The 19,776-nt window shown below is 72.0% G+C and carries 15 protein-coding genes and 3 pseudogenes; 12 read left to right on the plus strand and 6 right to left on the minus strand.

Annotated elements, in window-relative coordinates:
• The first annotated feature begins 40 nt into the window (after positions 1-40).
• Together DJ70_RS12005 and DJ70_RS12010 are read left to right on the plus strand one after the other, a co-directional pair.
• A complete protein-coding gene (locus DJ70_RS12005; protein ID WP_094533323.1) occupies positions 41-1,105 on the plus strand; it encodes a Gfo/Idh/MocA family protein in 1,065 nt (354 codons plus the stop codon).
• A 93-nt stretch (positions 1,106-1,198) separates the two neighbouring features.
• On the plus strand, positions 1,199-2,407 hold the full coding sequence (locus DJ70_RS12010) for a DUF418 domain-containing protein (protein ID WP_094533325.1): 1,209 nt from the start codon (positions 1,199-1,201) through the stop codon (positions 2,405-2,407).
• Between the two features lie 4 nt (positions 2,408-2,411).
• On the opposite strand, the gene DJ70_RS12015 is transcribed toward DJ70_RS12010, so the two are convergent.
• The 4 genes and pseudogenes from DJ70_RS12015 to DJ70_RS17470 form a co-directional block, all read right to left on the minus strand.
• Entirely contained in the window at positions 2,412-3,137 is a 726-nt protein-coding gene (locus DJ70_RS12015) for a fumarylacetoacetate hydrolase family protein (RefSeq protein ID WP_094533326.1), read from the minus strand.
• 49 nt (positions 3,138-3,186) lie between these two features.
• The gene (locus tag DJ70_RS12020) at positions 3,187-3,585 is read right to left on the minus strand and encodes a hypothetical protein (RefSeq protein WP_094533328.1); all 399 of its coding nucleotides are present in this window, start codon (positions 3,583-3,585) and stop codon (positions 3,187-3,189) included.
• Positions 3,585-3,908 (minus strand): annotated as a pseudogene (locus DJ70_RS17465) (hypothetical protein); the annotation flags it as partial. The gene DJ70_RS12020 and the pseudogene DJ70_RS17465, both read right to left, overlap by 1 nt.
• A gap of 69 nt (positions 3,909-3,977) precedes the next feature.
• Positions 3,978-4,256: pseudogene (locus DJ70_RS17470) on the minus strand (ubiquitin-like small modifier protein 1); the annotation flags it as partial.
• Positions 4,257-4,546: 290 nt separating this feature from the next.
• Here DJ70_RS17470 and DJ70_RS12030 point away from each other — a divergent pair.
• The 6 genes and pseudogenes from DJ70_RS12030 (at position 4,547) to DJ70_RS12055 (ending at position 10,819) form a co-directional block, all read left to right on the plus strand.
• Positions 4,547-6,424 carry a CocE/NonD family hydrolase gene (locus DJ70_RS12030; RefSeq protein WP_094533332.1) on the plus strand — a complete coding sequence of 626 codons (1,878 nt, stop codon included), beginning with the start codon at positions 4,547-4,549 and terminating at the stop codon, positions 6,422-6,424.
• 94 nt (positions 6,425-6,518) lie between these two features.
• Entirely contained in the window at positions 6,519-6,941 is a 423-nt protein-coding gene (locus DJ70_RS12035) for a DUF7124 domain-containing protein (RefSeq protein ID WP_094533438.1), read from the plus strand.
• Between the two features lie 133 nt (positions 6,942-7,074).
• Positions 7,075-7,851 (plus strand): annotated as a pseudogene (locus DJ70_RS17815) (cell shape determination protein CcmA); the annotation flags it as partial.
• 103 nt (positions 7,852-7,954) lie between these two features.
• On the plus strand, positions 7,955-9,049 hold the full coding sequence (locus DJ70_RS12045; protein ID WP_094533334.1) for a putative sulfate/molybdate transporter: 1,095 nt from the start codon (positions 7,955-7,957) through the stop codon (positions 9,047-9,049).
• A 127-nt stretch (positions 9,050-9,176) separates the two neighbouring features.
• Positions 9,177-9,983, plus strand: coding sequence for an MBL fold metallo-hydrolase (locus tag DJ70_RS12050; RefSeq protein WP_094533336.1), 807 nt, complete (start codon positions 9,177-9,179; stop codon positions 9,981-9,983).
• A 95-nt stretch (positions 9,984-10,078) separates the two neighbouring features.
• Positions 10,079-10,819, plus strand: a complete 741-nt coding sequence (locus DJ70_RS12055) for an MBL fold metallo-hydrolase (protein WP_094533338.1) — start codon at positions 10,079-10,081, stop codon at positions 10,817-10,819.
• Here the strand turns inward: DJ70_RS12055 and DJ70_RS12060 are convergent, their stop codons facing one another.
• The gene (locus DJ70_RS12060; RefSeq protein WP_094533340.1) at positions 10,820-11,674 is read right to left on the minus strand and encodes an HpcH/HpaI aldolase/citrate lyase family protein; all 855 of its coding nucleotides are present in this window, start codon (positions 11,672-11,674) and stop codon (positions 10,820-10,822) included.
• Between the two features lie 102 nt (positions 11,675-11,776).
• Here DJ70_RS12060 and DJ70_RS12065 point away from each other — a divergent pair, with 102 nt between their 5' ends.
• Positions 11,777-12,538 (plus strand): class I SAM-dependent methyltransferase, encoded by a 762-nt coding sequence (locus DJ70_RS12065; protein WP_094533342.1) that lies wholly within the window; start codon positions 11,777-11,779, stop codon positions 12,536-12,538.
• A gap of 42 nt (positions 12,539-12,580) precedes the next feature.
• Here the strand turns inward: DJ70_RS12065 and DJ70_RS12070 are convergent, their stop codons facing one another.
• Positions 12,581-14,740 carry a dipeptide ABC transporter ATP-binding protein gene (locus tag DJ70_RS12070; RefSeq protein ID WP_094533344.1) on the minus strand — a complete coding sequence of 720 codons (2,160 nt, stop codon included), beginning with the start codon at positions 14,738-14,740 and terminating at the stop codon, positions 12,581-12,583.
• Positions 14,741-15,012: 272 nt separating this feature from the next.
• Between DJ70_RS12070 and DJ70_RS12075 the strand changes: the two genes are divergently transcribed.
• The 3 genes from DJ70_RS12075 to DJ70_RS12085 all read left to right on the plus strand — a co-directional run bounded on the left by DJ70_RS12075 (position 15,013) and on the right by DJ70_RS12085 (position 19,742).
• Complete coding sequence (locus DJ70_RS12075; RefSeq protein WP_094533346.1) at positions 15,013-16,224, plus strand: MFS transporter; 1,212 nt, start codon at positions 15,013-15,015, stop codon at positions 16,222-16,224.
• 125 nt (positions 16,225-16,349) lie between these two features.
• On the plus strand, positions 16,350-17,408 hold the full coding sequence (locus tag DJ70_RS12080) for an isocitrate/isopropylmalate dehydrogenase family protein (protein ID WP_094533348.1): 1,059 nt from the start codon (positions 16,350-16,352) through the stop codon (positions 17,406-17,408).
• 147 nt (positions 17,409-17,555) lie between these two features.
• Complete coding sequence (locus DJ70_RS12085) at positions 17,556-19,742, plus strand: acetate--CoA ligase family protein (protein WP_094533350.1); 2,187 nt, start codon at positions 17,556-17,558, stop codon at positions 19,740-19,742.
• The last annotated feature ends 34 nt before the right edge of the window (positions 19,743-19,776 follow it).

Raw genomic sequence — 19,776 nt, forward strand, 5'->3', positions numbered from 1 at the left:
GAGCGTGAGTCTTAACAACACCCGTTGTGAATTCCGGGACATGACCAGCGCCAACGACGTCCCCGTCGGGATCGTCGGCCTCGGCGGGATCGGAACCCACCACGCGAGACAGTTCCTCGAGCGGGGTGCGAACCTCGTCGGCGGCATGGACATCGACGCCGACGCGCGGCGCCGCTTTCACGAGGAGTTCGGCCTCCACGCCTACGAGGAGGCCGAGGACCTCTACGACGACTGCGAAGCCGTCCTGATCACCACGCCGAACCGGTTCCACGAGGAGTACGCGACGGCGGCGCTCGAGGCGGGCCTCGACGTGCTCTTGGAGAAGCCGCTGGCACACACCCTGGAGAGCGCGGAGCGGATCGCCGACGCGGCGGCCGACGCCGAGGGCTTCTGTATGGTTGGGTTCAACAACCGCTTCCGGAAGCCGGTCCGGGTGATCAAACACTACCAGGACGAGGGGCGGTTCGGCGAGACGACCCACGTCGAGGCGAACTACGTCCGGCGCCGGGGCGTTCCCGGCCGCGGCTCCTGGTTCACCTCGAAGGGGGTCGCCGGCGGCGGCGCGCTCATCGACATCGGCGTCCACGCGATCGACCTGGCGCTGTACTTCCTCGATCACCCCGAGATCGTCGAGGTCACCGGCGAGACGCGCTCCGAGTTCGGCGGCCGCGAGGACTACGCCTACATCGACACGTGGGGCGAGGACGAGGGGCCGGAGGGGTTCGACGTCGACGACTCCGCCTCGGCGTTCGTCCGGGGAGCCGACGGCAGCACCGTGTCGCTGGAGGTCGCGTGGGCGACGAACCGGCCGGCGACCGACGAGTTCGTGATCCGCGGCACGGAGGCGGGCGCGACGTTCGACCGTGGCCGGGACGAACTCACGATCCACGAGGCGAGCGTCGGCGGCGACCACCACCTCTCGGACACGGAGATCGAGACCCGCGACGACAACAGCCACGGGGCCGAACAGGACGTCTTCCTCGAGGCGGTCGCGGCGGGCGAGCCGCCCGCGATCAACACCGTCGAGGAGGGGTTGGCCGTCCAGCGCGTGATCGACGCGATCTATCGGTCCTCCGAGACCGGCCGCGCGGTCCGGGTGGACTGATACGGGGGACGGGTCGACGACCGGCCGGATCGCGATCCGTTTCGCGCCGGATCACGAACCTATTCGTCGCTGTAGTCCGTGGACCCGCGTACCGTGAGCGACTCTCCCGGCCCCACGCCGCCCTCCGAACGCATCGTGAGCCTCGACGCGCTCCGCGGCGTGGCCGTCCTCGGCATCCTCGTGATCAACGTCCGGGTGTTCTCGATGCCCGAGACGACCCTTCTCAACCCGACCGTCTTCGGCGACTTCTCCGGCGTGAACTACTGGGCGTGGCTCGTCGGACACGTCCTCGCCGAGCTGAAGTTCATCACCCTCTTCTCGGCGCTGTTCGGGGCGGGCATCGTTCTCTTCATCGAGAGCAAGGAGCGGAAGGGCCAGCCGGCGATGACGCTCCACTACCGCCGGACGATCTGGCTGATCGTCATCGGCCTGGCGCACGCGTACCTGCTCTGGTACGGCGACATCCTCGTCGCCTACGGCCTCTGCGGGCTGGCGCTCGTCTTCGCGCACGACTGGGACCCGCGGGCGCTCGCCGGGCTGGCGCTCGTCTTCCTGCTCGTCACGCCCTTACTGGAGGTGTTCGCGGGACTCACCGTCGGCGGGGAGGCGATCGCGAGCCAGTGGCAACCCGCCGAGTCCGTCCTCCGCGCGGAGGTCGAGACCTACCGGAGCGGCTGGGTCGCCCAGCTCGATCACCGCGTTCCCACCGCCTTCGAGCGCCAGACCGTCGGCTTCCTCGGCGGGACGTTCTGGCGGGTCGGCGGGACCGTCCTGCTCGGGATGGCGCTGTACAAGTGGGGCGTGTTGACCGGGGAGCGCTCCGCGGCGTTCTACCGTCGGCTCGTCGTCGGGGGACTCCTCGGCGTCGTCGTCGTCCTCGCCGGCGTCCGGTACGTCGAGGCCAACGACTGGAGCGCGGGCGCGGCGCTGTTCTGGCGACAGTTCAACTACGTCGGGAGCCTCCTCGTCGCCGGCGGCTACGTCGGCGTCGTCACCCTCTACGCGCGGTGGCGGCCGGACGGCCCCGCGACCCGCGCGTTCGCGGCGGTCGGCCGGACCGCGTTCACGAACTACCTGCTCCAGACGGTCGTCGCGACGACCGTCTTCTACGGGCACGGCCTCGGGCTGTTCGGCTCGGTGAGCCGGATCGAGGCGCTGGGGATGGTCGTCGCCTTCTGGGCGATACAGGTGCCGCTGTCGGTGCTGTGGCTCCGGCGGTACCGGTTCGGCCCGGTCGAGTGGCTCTGGCGGACGCTCACCTACGGCGAGCGCCAGCCGATGCGGACCTCGGGATCGGAGTGAGCCGCTATCCCTCGTCGCCCGCGACCACCCGGTTCGAGAGCGTCCCGACGCCCTCGTAGGTGATCTCCACGCGCTCGCCCGGCTCGACGAGTCCGGGGTTCGCGGGGCTCCCGAACGCGACGCAGTCGCCCGGCCGGAGGGTGAACCGCCGGGAGAGGTACGAGACGATCTCGCGGGGCGGGAACAGCATCAGGTCCGTGTTCGCCTCCTGCCGGCGCTCGCCGCCGACCGTCGTCGACATCGCCATCCCCGCGGGGTCGACGTCGGTCTCGATCCAGGGACCGAGCGGGCCGGAGCCGTCGAACGCCTTCCGCGCGGTCCGTCCCCCCTGGTCGAGCGCGTCGAGGTCGTTCATGACCGTGTAGCCGCGGACCGCGTCCGGCACGGCCTCGGGCGCGAGGTCGCGACAGCGCTCGTCGATCACGGCGACGAGCTCGCCGGCGTACGTCAGCTCGTCGGTCCACTCCGGATAGCGGACGGGCTGCCCGTGCGCGAGGAGGCTCGCCGGCGGCTTGATGAAGAAGTCCGGCTCCTCGGGCCGCTCGTACTCCATCTGGTCGAGCGTCTCCGCGTAGTTGCGGCCGACGCAGTAGAGCGCGCTGGGCTCGCACGGCGGGAGGAGCCGGCCGTCGCGGCCGACCTCGTACCGGCCGTCGTCGGCGACGACGGCTCCGTCCTCGTATCGGCCGGCGACCGGTCCCTCGGGCGTCAGCAGGCGGGCGAGTCGCATGCCGAACGCCTCTCGAGCGGACGAGAAAGGTCCGTCGGTACGGGCGGTCTCACTCCCCGCTCCCGTCGACGCCGATCACGACCGCCGACCGGATCTCCAGGGCGGTCTCGAACTCCGCGCGGCGGCCGGTGGTCGACCCCCAGCGCTCGACCGCGGTCTCGTGTGCGCGGGCGACCGCGTCGCGCTCGCGGTCGGCGAGGTCGAGCCGCCTCCCGATCGCCTCCCAGTGGTCGGGCTCGACGAGGAACGTCTCGCGGTCCGGCGCGGCCTCGATCCGCTCGTACCGGCGGCGGTACTCGTCGAGCCGCGGGGCGAGGTCGGCCTGAACGCGGGCGAGAAGCGACGGCAGCCGGTCGGCCGGGACGCTCGCGAGCGCCGCGGTCTTCACGAGCGCGGTCCCGTCGATCGGGTGGTTCGCCTCCCCCTCCCCGCCGGATCCCGCGCCCATCAGCCGCCCGCGCGCATGGCCTTTCGCTTGAACTTCGGGAGGAGGTCCTCGAGGACCGCCTCCTCGCCCGCGAACGACACGGTCACCTCGGTGAGCGTGATCGACGCGGCCGCCGTCACCTCCGCCGCGGCCAGCGTCGCCCGCCACCCCTCGCCGTCGACGCGCGTCGCGTCCGCGGGGTCGTCCGTCCCGACGAGGTCGCCGCCGAGGTTCTCCAGGTAGTGTGCGGCGAGCCGCCGGGAGATGCCCCGATAGGACACCTCGCGGCGGACCCATCCGGGTTCGGCGGGCGGTTCGTCTGCGGGGGAGTCGGCGTCCGCGTCGCCGTTGTCGCCGTTCCCGTCGCCGTCGCCGTCGGCGGCGGCCCCCGCGTCGGCGGCGTCCGCGTCGGTCGCTCCGCCGGCGACGGGCGGGAAGACCGAGAGCCTGTCGCCGTCGGCGAGGTCGGTGTCGAGCCCCCGGAGGTGTAACACCTCGCGTCCGTTCTTCAGGACGTTGATCTGCGGGGCCAACTCGCCGTCCACGATCAGTCGGCCGTCCATCCCGTCGTACTCGTCCTCCAGGGCGCGAAGCACGTCCCCGACGTCGGAGCCGTCCGCGAACTCGCGGACGACCGTCTTTCCGCCGGCGGCCTCCCGAAACGTCGCGAAGAACCGCAACTCAAGTTCCATGTCGACCCGGTCGGTCCGCGGCGGCTTAAAAACGGGCGTCGCCGGCGGTACCGGCGGGCGCGATCGCGGTTCCTCCGCGGGGGACGAGCCGGGACCCCCTCGTCGATCGGCGTCCGCGCTGCTCGCGGCGGCGTGGAAGTGGTGGCTCGGTGGAAACCCGTCGTCACAAGGGGCTCAGTGGGGGTAACACGTCGTCACGGCCACCGTGTCGGGTTTGTGGAGAGGGCGTGATAAACCTCTCGCGGCCGCGCCGGGGCAAGGTTCAAGATCCTCGTCCGTGAGCGTGACGTATGGTATCATTGCCCGAGTACGGCGTGACGGTCCGCCACGACGTGACGGTGGAGACGCGCGACGGAACCGCCCTCGCGACCGACGTGTATCGTCCGACCGACCCGGAGACCGGCGAGCCGATCGACGAGCCGAAGCCGGCGCTGCTCGTCCGCACCCCCTACGACAAGCGCGCCCGCGAGCGCGTCGAGCAGGCGGGCAACTGGTACGCCGAGCGCGGCTACGTGGTCGCGCTACAGGACGTGCGCGGCCGGTACGCGAGCGACGGCGAGTTCTACCTCCTCGTCAACGAGGCCGAGGACGGCGCGGACACGGTCGAGTGGCTGGCCGACCGCCCGTACTGCGACGGCCAGGTCGGGACGATGGGCACCTCCTACATGGCGTGGGTCCAGAACGCGCTGGCGACCCAGCGGCCGCGGGGGCTGGCGGCGATGTTCGTCAACCAGGGCGCGGCGAACGCGTGGAAGGCGACGCTGCGACACCACGGGGCCTTCGAGCTGCGCTGGCTCACGTGGTCGTTGACGATCGGCGGCGGCTTCGCGAAGCGCGTCCTCGAGGACGAGGACCTCCGCCGGCGGATCGCCGACGTCGACACGCGCGACATGCTCGCGAACGAGCCGGTGCTCCCCGGCCAGTCGCCCCTCTCACACCTCCCGAACTACGAGGAGTACGTCTTCGACTTCGCGCGGACGCCCGGCGACGACGCGTTCTGGGAGGACCCGAGCATCAACTTCGAGGCGCACTACGAGGAGAGCGCCGACGTGCCGACCGTCTACGCCGGCTCGTGGTACGACTCCTACGCGAAGGCGACGTGTGACAACTTCGAGGCGCTCTCGGACCGCAAGGCGAGCGACCACTTCCTGCTCATGGGCGCGTGGACTCACGGCGGCCAGTCGACCTGGACGAAACCGTACTCGGGCGAGACCGCCTTCGGCGACGCGATGACCCGCGACTACCGCGAGACGAAGCTGCGCTTCTTCGATCGCTACCTCAAGGGGCGGGACACGTGGGACGAACCGCGGGTCCAGTACTTCCGGATGGGTGCCGGCGACGGCACCGCGACCGGGGACGGGAAGCTCCGCCACGGCGGCGAGTGGAAGGCGGGGAGCGACTGGCCGCTGCCGGACGCCGACGTCACCGCCTACTACGCGCACGGCGACGGCACGCTCGCGACCGACCCGCCGGAGGCCGTCGGCGCGTCGACGACCTACGAGTTCGACCCGCGGGACCCGGTGCCGACGCTCGGCGGGAACTGCTCGTCGTACTACACCTTCGAGCCCCGCGAGGAGCGGATCGAGGACCTCCCGCTCGCGGACCGGCCGACGGTGAGCATCACGGGCCGCGGCGGCTACGACCAGCGGACGCGCCCGGAGACGTTCGGGGCCGACCCGCCCTACGGCCCGCTGGAGGAGCGGAACGACGTCGTGGTCTTCCGGACGCCGCCGCTCGAGGAGGCCGTCGAGGTCGCGGGGCCGATCCGCGTTCGCCTCCACGCGTCGACCGACGGCCCGGACACGGACTTCACCGCGAAGCTGATCGACGAGTACCCGGCGAGCGAGGCGTTCCCCTCCGGCTTCGCGCTCAACCTCACCGACGCGATCTGTCGGGGGCGTTACCGGAACTACCGGAGGGAGCCGGACCTGCTCGAGCCCGGCGAGACGTACGAGTTCGAGCTGGAGCTGTATCCGACCGCGAACGTGTTCGAGCCGGGCCACCGGATCCGGCTCGACGTCTCCTCGTCGAACTACCCGCGGTACGACGTCAACCACAACACGGGCGGCGACCTCTACGGCGACCGCGAGTACCGGACCGCCACGAACACGATCCACCACAGCGCGGAGCGACCGACGCACGTGGAACTGCCGGTCCGGTCGGGGTGATCGGATGGCCGCCGACGGCGACGGCGATCGAGGCGGCGGGGAGCGACGCGACGTCGACCGACGCACTGACCAACGCGCGGACCGGGACGGCGAGATGACGCTCGTCTTCACGCTCTCGGCCGCCCGGTCGCTCGCGGACCCGGCCGCCGCGTTCGCGGACGCGCGCCGGTGGAGCGCGCACGTGGGGATCGTCGCCAACGACGCGGGCGCGGTCGAGGCCTTCTGTGAGCGCCACGACCTCGAGAACGACTACGCGCTCCGCGACTGGGACAAGTGGGGGACGCTGGCCGACGTCCGGGAGGCGACCGACACCCCCCGGCACGTCTTCGTCGGGACCGGGCCGGAGGACCGTCGACTGGCCGACACCGTCGGGCTGGAGTTCCGTTCCGTCGACGAGGCGGCCGGGAAGGCCGGGTGGCCGCTCGGCGACCCCGACTCGTCCGCCCGCGAGGCCGACGCGGGCCTCGTCGCGCGGCTCCGGCGGACCGTGACCGACGGGCCGTGGTGGCCGTTCTGATCGCCGACACATATCAGATCGGAAATTATAGTTGGCTACCACGAGATCCGTCGCGCATGTCCCTCCCGCTCCGCCGCCGTGGCGTCCGCATCGTCGTCGCTCTCCTGGTCGTCGGGCTCCTCCTCCCGCCCGCGACGNNGGTGCCGGATCGTTCGAGCTGACCGACAGCGGGCGCGTCGACGGGTCGATCGACGTCGGCGCGGGATCGATCGTCGTCGACGGCGCGGTCGGGGGCGACGTCCGCGCGGCCGGCGACTCGGTCGTCGTCGGGCCGAACGCGGACGTCGGCGGCGAGTTCCGGTACGACGCCGGGGAGTTCGCGCGGAGCCCCGACGCGAGCGTCGCGGGCGGCGTCGTCGAGGACGCGAGCCTCGGCGGCGACGCCGGCGTCGGGTTCGGCATGGACGTCGTTCCCTCCTGGGTCGGCGCCGCCTACGCCGTCGCGGCCAACCTCGTTCTCGGCGCGGTGTTGCTCCTCGCGTTTCCCCGCTTCTCGCGTGACGTGGCGGCCCGCGTCGAGGCCGACCCGCTCGCGAGCGGCGGCATCGGGCTCGCGCTCCTCGTCGGAGTCCCGCTCGCGCTCCTCCTCGTGACGGCCACGGTCGTCGGGATCCCGCTCGCGCTCCTCGGGGTCGCCGCCTACGTCGCCGCGGTCTGGATCGCGACCGTGTACGGACGGTACGCGGCGGGCGCGTGGCTCCTGGGGCGGCTGGGCCGCGAGAGCCGGTGGCTCGCGCTCGTCGTCGGTCTCCTCGGGTTCGCGGTCCTCGGCGCGCTCCCACTCATCGGCGGGCTCGTCGAGCTCCTCGCGCTGCTGGTCGGGCTCGGCGCGCTCGCCGCCGGGCTCCGCGACCGGTATCGCGGCGGGGAGCGGGCGGTTCCCGCGGCGGACCGTTCCGATTCGGCGTAGCCGACCGGGCGGGAGAAACTCGTTTCGGTTTCGTCAGTTCCGAGCGTGACGCGTTCCGATTACCGACAACGCTCAAGTCCGTCTACCGGATTGGTCGGATCGGATGGGGTATTTCCGCGGAACGTCGGCTCGTCGACGGCTCGATCTCGACCGGGGAGAGCTCACCGGCGCGATAGGGGATTCGGTTACGGTCGTCCCGCTGGTCGTCGCCTTGGCGCTGTTGACGGAGGTGTCGCTTCCGCACGTGCTCGTCGGATTCGGCGTCTTCCAGGTGGTCTGGGGGGTCGCCTACGGGCTCCCGGTGTCGGTGGAGCCGATGAAGGCGCTCGCGGCGCTCGCGATCGCCGGGGCGCTCACCTACGCGGAGCTGGCGCTCGCCGGACTCGCGCTGGCCGTCGTCCTGCTCGCGATCGGCCTCTCGGGCACGCTCGCGGCCGTCGAACGCTGGATCGGCGACCCGGTGATCCGGGGGATCCAGTTCGCCGTCGGGCTGATACTGCTCGAGACGGGGATCCGGCTCGCGCTCGAGGACCCGCTGTTCGGCGCCGCGGGGGTCGCGATCGCGGGGCTCGCCGTCGCCGCCGGGCGACCGAGGGCCAGCGGGATCGCCGTCGTCGCCGCCTGCGTGGCGGTGGCGGCGTGGACCGCCGGGGTGCCGACGCCGACGCTTCCGGGGACGCCGCCCCTGCCGGACCTCGGGGCCGCGGTCGGCTGGAACGTCGCGGAGGGCGCGTTCGCCCAGCTCGCGATGACGGTCGGCAACGCCGCGCTCGCGACCTCGCTGCTGTTCGCCGACCGCTTCGACGCGGAGGTCCCCGCGGACGACCTCTCGACGAGCATGGGCGTGACGAACCTGCTCGCCGTCCCCATGGGCGCGATCCCGATGTGTCACGGCTGTGACGGCGTCGCGGGCAAACACGCCTTCGGCGCGCGGACCGGCGGCGCGAACGTCCTGATCGGCGCCGGCTACCTGGGGGCCGCGCTCGTCGCCACGCCGGCGCTGCTCGCGGCGTTCCCGCTCTCGATGGTCGGCGCGGTGCTCGCGGTCGTCGCCGTCTCGCTCGGCCGTGCCGTCGAGGCGTCCTCGAACCTCCCGCTCTCGGTCGGCATCGGCGCTCTCGCGCTGGTCACGAACCTCGGCGTCGCCTTCCTCCTCGGGGTCGCCGCCGACCTCGCGTGGGAGCGAACGGGACGCTGACCGGGACGGGGGGAGCCGGGTGCCGACCGGGACGGGGCGCGGGGTCGGCCGGGACGGGGGAGCGACGGATCGGCCGAGGCCGGCGACCCCGTGGTTTTTCCCATCTCGCCCGATCGATGATGATCGTATGAGTCGCGAGATCGCTCCCGGCATCCACTGGATCTACGAGGCCGGGCCGGACCGAACCGAGTCGTGGGACCTCGCCGACCGGAACCCGGAGTGGTACGAGGCCGGACGGGAGGCGTACGTCCCGCAGTGTGCGTACCTGGTCGACGGCGGCGAGGAGACGCTGCTCTTCGACACGCTGTCGCCGGCGAGCACCGACGAGATACTGGCCGCGATCGACGAGCTGGTGGGCGATCGCGGGCTCGACTACCTCGTCGTCTCGCATCCGGACGTGCCCCACGCCGGGAACACGCTCGCGATCCTGGAGGCGCACCCGGAGACGACGCTCGTCGCCCCCGGCTACGGCAACGACCACGAGCTGTACCACCTCGACGACGGGATCCACGTCACCGAGGGCGACGAGATCGACCTGGGCGACCGGGTCGTCGAGTTCCACGAGGCGACGTTCCTCGACGCGCCCGTCTCCGTGTGGATGACCGAACGGGAGACGGAGACGTTGTTCCCGGTCGACTGGATGGGCTTCATCCACCTCGACGAGGAGAAGCTGGCCTTCGTCGACGAGCTGGACGGCGAGTTCGACCCCAGCCGCCTCGTCGAGTTCCACGGGCGGGTGCTGTTCTGGTACCAGTACATTGACGTCGAGAAGACCAACGCCGAGATCGACAGGCTCGTCGAGAAGTTCGACCCCGAGATCGTCGCGCCCGCACACGGGCTCGTGATACGCGAGGACGCCACCGACTACATGGAGACGATGAAGGACGTGACCCGCACCATCGACGGCCAGGATCGGATCGGGACGCTCGGGTGAGCCATGGCGGGAACACACGCCGCAGCCGGGCCGACGACCGGAACGCGCGCCGAAGACGGGCCGACGACCGGGACACGGGCTCGCGGGGCGGACCGATGACGGTCCCCGTCACGCCGACCGTCGAGTGGATCAACCAGTGTTACGACCACGAGGGGCGACACGAGCACGTCTCGCTGTACCTGCTCCGCGCGCCGGAGGGGACGGTGCTCGTCGACTCCGGCTCCTTCTACCACCGCGAGGAGATCACCGCCGCCGTCGACGAGGCGACCGGCGGCGACGGCCCAGACGCGATCGTGCTCTCGCACTCCGATTACCCCCACGCCGCGAACGTCTCGCCGCTCGGCGGGGACACGGAGGACGTCGAGCTCGTCGCCTCCTCGGCGTCGCCGGCCCAGCAGGGGCTCCCGGACGCCCGCAAGTGCGACATCGGCGGCTCGCTCACGATCCGGGGCCGGGAGTTCAGCTTCATCGACCCGCCGTTAGCGGATCGATCACACACGACGTGGATCTACGACCACGGCGACGGGGTGTTGTTCACGGCCGACGGCTTCGGGAACTATCACGACCCCGGACAGTGTGACCATCTCTCGGGGGACTTCCCCGACGGCACGCCCGCCGAGGCCGTCTACGAGTACCACCGCGACAACCTGGTGTGGCTGCGGTACGTCGCGCCCGAGAAGGTCGAGCGCACGCTCGACGACATCTTCGCCGAGTTCGACGTGCGCGCCGTCGCGCCGATCCACGGCAACCCGATCGAGGCCGCGGACCTGGACGGCTATCGCGACAGACTCGGCGAGGCGATGCGCCGGATCGCGGACGAGTACGCCGTGGCCTGATCACCGGATCCCGGCCGCCTCGGCGCGCTCGACCAGCGTCCGGGCGCGCTCGACCAGCGGCGGGTCGATCATCTGCCCGTCGACGGTGAACGCGCCCGCGCCCTCCTCGCTCGCGCGTTCCTGCCCGGCGAGCACCCTCTCCGCCCACTCGAGCTCCTCCTCGTCCGGCGTGAACGCCCCGTGTATCACCGGGACCTGGTCGGGGTGGATCGCGAGCTTCCCGTCGAAGCCGAGCTCGCCCACGAACTCGGCCTGCTCGCGGAGCCCGTCGAGGTCCCGGACGTCGGTGTGGACGGTGTCGAACGCGTCGACGCCGGCCGCGGCCGCCGCGACGACCACCCGCTCGCGTGCGTACAGCGACTCGGTCTTCTCGTCGGTCACCGTCGCGCCGACGTCGGCGGTGAAGTCCTGGTCGCCGAACGCCACCGCGTCGACGCCGGCCGCCGCCGCGATCGCCTCGGCCGCCACGACGCCCGCGGCCGTCTCGATCAGGGGTACGACGCCGACCGGCTCGCCCGCGAGTCGCTCCAGATCCTCGACCAGCGCGTCGACGGTTTCGGGCGACTCCACCTTCGGGAGCACGACGCTCTCGGGCGGGGCGTCGGCCTCGCCGACGACGGCCTCGACGTCCGCCTCGCCGGACCGGCCGTACGGGTTGATCCGGACGCTGACGTGCGGATCCGGCTCCTCGAGCGCGTCGAGCATCGCTCGGACGGTCCCGCGGGCTCCGGCCGTCTCGTCGGGGGCGACGGCGTCCTCGAGGTCGAAGATCACCGCGTCCGCTCCCGTCTCCACGGCCGTCTCCATCATCTCCCGGTCGTCGCCGGGACAGTACAGAAGCGATCGACGGACCATGCGGGCCACACGATCCCGCTCGTGGAAAAACCAGGGGCCGAGGGGACGTCCCCGCCCGGACCGACCGGAACGGCTTTGCTCGGGGCGCCGGACGGAGTGGACATGCCCGACGCGAGCGACCGGAAGCGCTCCGCGGCGTCGCACTTCGGCGAGCACGCCGCCGCGTACCTCGACAGCGACGTCCACCGCGCCGGCGAGGACCTGGACCGGCTCGCGGACTGGTGTGCGTCGGCCGAGCGCGCGCTCGACGTCGCCACCGGCGCGGGCCACGCCGCGGGCGCGCTCCTCGACGCCGGCGTCGATCGGGTCGTCGCGACCGACGCGGCGCCCGCCATGGTGGCCACGGCGACGGCCGCGTTTCCCGGCCTCGAGGGCGCGGTCTGTGACGCCGAGCGGCTCCCGTTCGCCGCCGCGAGCTTCGACGCGGCGACCTGTCGCATCGCCGCCCACCACTTCCCGGAGCCGACCGCGTTCATCGACGAGGTCGCGCGCGTCCTCGAGCCGGGCGGGACGTTCGCCTTCGAGGACAACGTCGCGCCCGCGGACGACGCCCTCGACGACTTCCTCAACCGGATCGAGCGGCTCCGCGACCCGACCCACGTCCGGTCACACGCCGTCGCCGACTGGGTCGGGTGGCTCGGGGCGGCCGGCTTCGACGTCGAGACGACCCGCGTGATCACCAAACGTCTCGACTACGACGAGTGGATCGCGAACGTCGACGCGCCGGCCGACCGCCGCGATCGGGTCGCCGCCGCGTTCGCGGACGCGCCGCCGGCGGCGGCGGAGGCGTTCGATCTGACCCACGAGGACGGGACGATCGCCTCGTTCGTCAACCACAAACTGCTGGTCCGGGCGACCCGGTGATCCCCCGCGGAACGGACCGCCCCCGAGCGGCCGGCTCCGGGATCAGTCGTCGTCGGCCGTCTCGCCGATCCGGGCGGGCTCGCCGACCGCCGACTCCTCCGTCGGGTGGAAACACGCCGCCGAGTGGCCGGGTTCCGTCCAGGCGTCGAGCTCCGGCTCCGACTCGCGACAGCGGTCGGTCGCCTTCGGACATCGGGGCGCGAACCGACATCCCTCGGACGGCCCCTCCGGGTCGGCCGGCTCCCCCGCGAGCACGACCCGTTTCCGGTCCCCGCGCGGGTCGGTCTCCGGGACCGCCGCGAGCAACGCCTCCGTGTAGGGGTGTTTGGGGTCGGTCACGACCCGCTCCGTCGGTCCCGTCTCCACGAACCGGCCGAGGTACATGATGGCGATCCGGTCGGCGATCTGCGTGAGGCTCGCGAGGTCGTGGGAGATGTACAACACGCCGATCTCCTCCGTATTGGCCAGCGACCGGAGGAGGTTGAGCACCTCCGCCTGGAGCGAGACGTCGAGCATCGACGCCGGCTCGTCACAGATGAGGAACTCCGGGTCGATGACGAGCGCCCGCGCGATCGCGACCCGCTGTCGCTGGCCGCCGGAGAGCTCGTTCGGGTACTTGTCCAGATAGCGCTCGGCGGGAGCCATTCCGACCCGTTCGAGCGTCTCCCGTACCGCCGCGTCGCGCTCGTCGATCCGGTAGCCGTGGATCGTGAGCGGCTCCTTCACGAGCGTCTCGACGGTCAGCCGCGGGTTCAGCGACTCGTAGGGGTTCTGAAAGACGATCTGGAGGTTCTGTCTGAGCGACTGAAGGTTGCCGTCGAGGTAGTGTTCGTGTGACCGTCCGTCGAAGGCGAAGCCGCCGGCCGTCGGCTCCTCGAGCAGCGCGAGCGTCTGTCCGAGCGTGGACTTCCCGCAGCCGGACTCCCCGACGACGCCCAGGATCTCGCCGCGCGAGACCGACAGGGACACCCCGTCGACGGCGCGGACGTGCGACCCGCCGCCGCCGATCGCCTCCCGGAGGATCTCGCCGCGGCGCTCGTACCACCGCCTGAGGCTGTTCGTGAAGCCGGTCACCGTCGGCGAGACGCCGCCCACGGGAAGCCGACCGAGGAGCGACTCCGAGCGCTCGTACCACGTGTGCAACCCCTCGGCCTCGAGGACGACGTCGTCCGAGACGGCGCGTGACCCCTCCGCGCCGCCGCCCCACGTGGCGGCGGCCTCGGCCTCCCGGCGCATTCGAACCGCCCGGTCCGCGTTGTGACACGCGACGTGCTGGTCCCGGTAGGGGAGCTCCCGGAGCTCGGGCGTCGTCGTCGCGCACTCCTCCGTCGCGAACGGGCAGCGGGGTTCGAAGACGCAGCCCGTCGGCTTCTCGTCCAGTCGCGGCGGCTTTCCGGGGACCGACACCAGCCCGTCGGGGTCGTCGTCCAGCGCGGGAAACGCGTTCTTCAGCCCCATCGTGTAGGGGTTCGACGGGTTGAGAAGCAGGTTGTCGACGCGCCCCTGTTCCATCACCGTGCCGCCGTACAGCACCGACATCTCGTCGCAGGTCTCGGCGATGACGCTCAGGTCGTGGGTGATCAGGAGCAGCGAGCTGTCGGTCTCCTCCTGGATCTGGAGGATGTTGTCGATGATCTTGTCCTGGACGATGACGTCCAGTCCCGTCGTGGGCTCGTCCGCGATGACGAGCTTCGGATCGAGCGCGAGCGCCATCGCGATGACGACCCGCTGGCGCATCCCGTCCGAGAACTGGTGCGGGTAGTCGCCGACGCGGCCGGGATCGAGCCCGACGGTCTCGAACAGCTCGCGGGCGCGCCGGCGGGCGTTCCGCTCCGAGATCTCCCGGTGCGTCTGGATCGCCTGCCGGATCTGTGCCCCGACGGACATCACCGGATCGAGCGCGTCGATCGCCGTCTGGGGGATGAACGCGATCTCCTCCCAGAGCAGGTCCTGCCGCTCCGACGGCGTCAGCGCCAGCAGGTCCCGTCCCTCGAACTCGACCTCCCCCGACTCGATCTCCGCGTGGTCGGGGAGCAACCCGAGGATCGCCTTCGCCGTCGTCGACTTCCCGGAGGCCGACTCCCCCGACAGCGCGTAGTTGATCCCGTCGTCGATGTCGAACGACACGCCGTTCACGCTGTGGAGCGCCCCGTCGCGCGCGTCGTACCGAACCCGCAGGTCGTCCACGTCGAGAAGCGTCATTCGGCCGCCCCTCCGGACGGGTCGACGGCGTTCACGCTCGGCCGGGCGACGTCGTCGATCGGGGCGTCGGCGCCCCCGCGCTCGTGCCGAACCATCACGGACTATCATCGGTCATCACCGTTATGAACCCTGGGGTCATACCGCTCGCCACGATGGTAGACGACCGAGCGCCGTCCGTTCGTCCGATCGCTTCGCGGAGCGGCCGTCGTTCGATCGGCCGCTCGGGGGCCGACGCCGCGCCCGGCGGTCGGGAGCGGGGGTGGTGACGCGGCGTGGGACGGTCGCCGGTCGGTCGGCTGGGGCGGTTCGACGCGATCGTCCTCACGTCGACGCTGTGGTTCCTGGGGAAGTTCGTCCGCTTCGCGTTCCCGCCGCTCTTCGAGCGGATCGCCGGCGTGTACGAGGTGTCGACGGCGGTGCTCGGCACCGCGTTCAGCGGACTTCTCCTGGTGTACGCCGTGCTCCAGTTCCCGTCCGGGCTGCTCGCGGACCGGTTCAGCTCGGTGGCCGTCATCGGCTCCGGAGCGGCGCTCGCGGCGCTCGGCGCGCTCGCGCTGGCCGTCGACGGCCCCTTCGTCGTCCTCGTCGGAGCCATGCTGACGATCGGGGCCGGAACGGGCACGCTCAAGACGGTCGGCGTCCGGCTGCTCTCGCGGGCGTATCCGCACCGAACCGGGCGGACGCTCGGCGTGTTCGACACGTTCGGCACCTTCGGCGGCGTCGCGGCCCCCGCGGCGGTGGTCGCCTTCTCGGGGCTTCCCGGCGTTCTCGGGGCCGGCTGGCGAACGACGTACCTCGCGGCCGGGATCGTCGGGATCGCCGTGACCGCCGCGTTCGTCGCTCGGGTCCCCGACCGGGTCTCGGACGTCGACGTCGGCGGGACCGGCACCGGGGAGGGCGTGCCGGTCCGGGAGTACGCCGCGCTGTTTCGGAACCCGCGGTTCTCGGCGTTCGTCTCGGTGACGGTCCTGTTCTCGTTCGCGTACAACGCCGCGATCGCCTTCCTCCCGCTGTACCTCACGCGGGAGGCCGGGCTCGGCTCGGCCACGGCGAGCCTGCTCTTCAGCGCGCTGTTCGCGGTGAGCCTCGTCCAACTGTTCACCGGCGAGATGAGCGACCGGACGGGAGAGCTCCCCGTGATCGCGGTCACGCTCGGGCTCGCGACGGTCGGCCTCGGCTCCGTCGTCCTGTTGACCGGCGTCGGCGGGGCGCTCCCGATCGGCGCGGCGATCGTCTGTCTCGGCCTCGGCTCCCACGGCTACCGGCCGGTCCGCAGCGCGTACCTGATGTCCGTCATCCCCGCGTCCGTCGCGGGCGGGAGTCTCGGGGCGGTGCGGACGCTTCTGATGATCGCCGGAGCCTCCTCTCCCGCCCTCGTCGGGTACCTCTCGGAGACGGCGGGGTTCAAGCCGGCGTTCTGGCTCCTCACCGCGGCGCTGGCTCTCGGAACCGTCGTCTCGGTCGCCCTCTGGCTGTTCGAGTGACGCCCGAGCGGCCGCCCCCCCGTAGCGGCGCCCCGGTTCGGCCGGTTCCGCGGACCGACCCGACGGTGTCACTTGGCTGACCTCTTTTCAAAGGGTTCAACACCGCCCGGTCGGATGCGTGGGCCATGGACGCCTACGAGATCGCCGTGATCCCTGGCGACGGTATCGGGCCGGAAGTCGTCGACGCGGCGCTCCCGATCGTCGCGGACGCGGCCGAGAACGCCGGATTCTCCTTCGAGACGACGCGGTTCGACTGGGGGACGGAACGCTACCTCGACCGGGATGAGATGATGCCCGACGACGGCCTCGACCGGCTCTCGGGGTTCGACTCGATCTTCCTCGGCGCCGTCGGCCACCCGGAGGTCCCCGACCACGTGACGCTCCACGGGCTCCTGTTGCCGATCCGCAAGGGGTTCGACCAGTACGTCTGTAAGCGCCCGAACGTCCTCTTCGAGGGGATCGAGAGCCCGCTCCGCGGGTACGGGGCCGGCGACGTCGACTTCGTGGTGTACCGCGAGAACACGGAAGGCGAGTACGCCAGCGTCGGCGGGCGCGAACACCGCGGGTTCGACCACGAGACGGCGGTCCAGTCGGCGCTCTTCACCCGCCGCGGCACGGAGCGGATCGTCCGCGCCGCGTTCGAGGCGGCGGCGGAACGGGAGGGGCGTCTCACCAGCATCACGAAGTCGAACGCGCAGGCCCACAGCATGGTGTTCTGGGACGACGTGGTCGAGGACGTGGCGGCGGAGTTCCCGTCGGTGGAGGTCGAGCGGCTCCTCGTCGACGCGGCGGCGATGGACCTCATCCGACGGCCACACGAGTTCGACGTGCTGGTCGCCTCGAACCTCTTCGGCGACATCCTCACCGACGTCGGCGCGCAGATCACCGGGAGCATGGGGCTCGCGCCCTCCGGCAACGTCCACCCCGGCGAGTCGTACCCCTCGATGTTTGAGCCGGTCCACGGGAGCGCGCCCGACATCGTCGGCGAGGGCGTCGCGAACCCGCTCGCGACGGTGCTCTCCTGGTCGATGCTGTTCGAGGAGCTCGGAGAGATCGGAGCCGCGGACGCGCTCTGGAACGCCGTCACGGACCAGCTCGCCGACGAGGACGCCCCGCGGACGCCCGACATCGGGGGGACCGCGGGCACCGGGGCCGTCGTCGCCGACCTCCGCTCGCGGCTGTGACGGCGGTCGGGACCGCGTCGGGTCGCCGGACCGTCCGCCCCGGAGGGTCGGGAACCGCCCCGCCCGTCCCGGAGACGTGATAAAAGCCGATGAGCATTGGTCGCGTTCGGGGGTACGTTGAGGCGGGTTCCGCCGGAACGAGCCCGCATGTCAGGACACGACGCCTCGGTCGTCCCGTCCGAAGCCGACGCGACCGCCGCCGTCCCGGAGCTGGATCCGCTCTTCGATCCGACGTCGGTCGCGGTCGTGGGGGCGAGCCCCGACTCCTTCTACTCGGGGAACCTCGTGAACAACCTCCTCGAGTACGGCTTCGACGGGACGCTCTACCCCGTCAACCCGAACCGGGAGGAGGTGTGGGGGCGCCGCTGTTACGACGACGTCGACGAGGTTCCCGAAACCGTCGACCTCGTCGTCGTGAGCGTCCCGCGGGAGTACGTCGTCGACGTCGTCGCCGCGGCCGGCGACCGGGGGGTGCCGGTCGCGCTCGTGCTCACCGCCGGCTTCTCCGAGGCCGACGACGAGGGCGCCGAACTCGAGACGCGGCTGGCCGAGACCGCCGCGGACGCCGGGATCCGCGTCGTCGGGCCGAACTGTATCGGCGTGATGGCCGCCCGCGGCGCGACGCTCACCTCGACGTGCTCGCGGAACCCCGAGCCGGGCCGGATCGGGCTCGTCAGCCAGTCCGGCGCGCTGGCGTTCACGACGTTCTTCGAGCGGGCGGCCGACCGGGACCTCCACTTCAGCCACGTCGTCTCGACGGGCAACGAGGCGGACCTGACGCTCACGGACTACGTCGCGTACCTGGCGGAGCGGGAGACCGTCGACGTGGTGTGTACCTACGTCGAGGGCATCGAGGAGCCGGGGCGGTTCATGCGCGTCGCGGAGCGGGCGACGGGGAACGGGACGCCGGTGTTGACGGTGAAGATCGGCCGGTCCGACCTCGCGGAGGAGGCGACGCTCTCGCACACGGGGTCGCTCACCGGCAGCGACGCGGCCTGGGAGGCGGCGTTCGACCAGACCGGCGTCCAGCGGGTGCCGGACATCCCGGACCTGCTCTCGCGGGCGACCGCCCACACCGCGTACGGGACGCCCGACGGCGACCGGGTCTGTATCGCCTCGACCAGCGGCGGCCTCGCGAGTCTGCTCGCGGACATGGCCGCCGAGCGCGACCTGTCGCTGCCCGACGTCGACGGGGAGACCGAGGAGACGCTGCTCGGGATCGACGAACTGCTCACCTACGGCGGGTTCAACAACCCCGCCGACATCCGGGGGTACGGCGCCGAGGTGCTCCCCGAGATCGCCGACGCGGTCCTCGCCGACGACGCCTTCGATGCCTACGTGTTCGCGATCGGGCTGCCGGGCGTCGACGACCGCGCGGCGACGATCGCGGCGGACCTCGAGGCGATCGCCGCCGACGCCGACGACCCGGTGTACGTCCTCTGGACGGGGCGAAAGGAGCCGGACGACCCGACCGAGACGCCGCCGTACGCCCGCCTCCGGGAGTCGGTCCCGGTGTACGAGGACCCCGGACGCTGTCTGGACGCGGTCGCCTCGACCGTCGCGTACGCCGCCGACCGCGACCGCGCCGTCGGCGAGCCCTCGCGGGCCGATCTCGCGAGCGCGCTCGACGCATCGGACGGCGACGCCGACCGCGTCGACGCGGCCGCCCTCGACCTCCCGCAGGGCCGCGTCCTGACGTGGACGGAGGCCGAACCGCTGCTCGACGCGTACGACGTCCCCGTCGTCGAAACGCGGGTCGCGACCGACGCCGACGAGGCGGTCGCCGCCGCCCGCGAGGTCGGGTTCCCGGTCGTCTGTAAGGTGGACTCGCCGGCGCTTCCCCACCGGAGCGACGCCGGCGCGGTCGAACTCGGCCTCGACTCGCCCGCGGCCGTCCGCGAGGCGTACGAGGCCGTGACCGACGCCGCGCTGGACCGGGTCGACGCCGACGCGATCGCGGGCGTGCTCGTCCAGCCGATGGCCGACGACGGCGTCGAGGCCATCCTCGGCGTCGCGCCCGGCGACGTCTTCGGCTCGCTGGTCACGGTCGGTCCCGGCGGGGTGCTGGTGGAGGCGCTCGACGAGACCGCGACGCTCGTCCCGCCGTTCTCGCGGGCCGACGCGCGCCGCGCCGTCGAGAGGACGGCGCTCGCGGACCTGCTGACCGACCGGCGCGGGGACGAGCCGCTTCCGGTTGAGCCCCTCGTCGACCTGCTCGTGAACGTCGGGAGCCTGGCGGCCGCCGATGCGGTGGCCGAACTCGACCTCAACCCGGTCGTCGTCACCGCGGACGGTCCCCTGGCCGTCGACGCGCTGGTACGGACGCGCGACTGACGGACGGCTAGGCGCGAAACACGGCGGAAACGGC

Origin of the sequence: Halorubrum halodurans (genome assembly GCF_002252985.1) — an archaeon.
GTDB lineage: Archaea > Halobacteriota > Halobacteria > Halobacteriales > Haloferacaceae > Halorubrum > Halorubrum halodurans.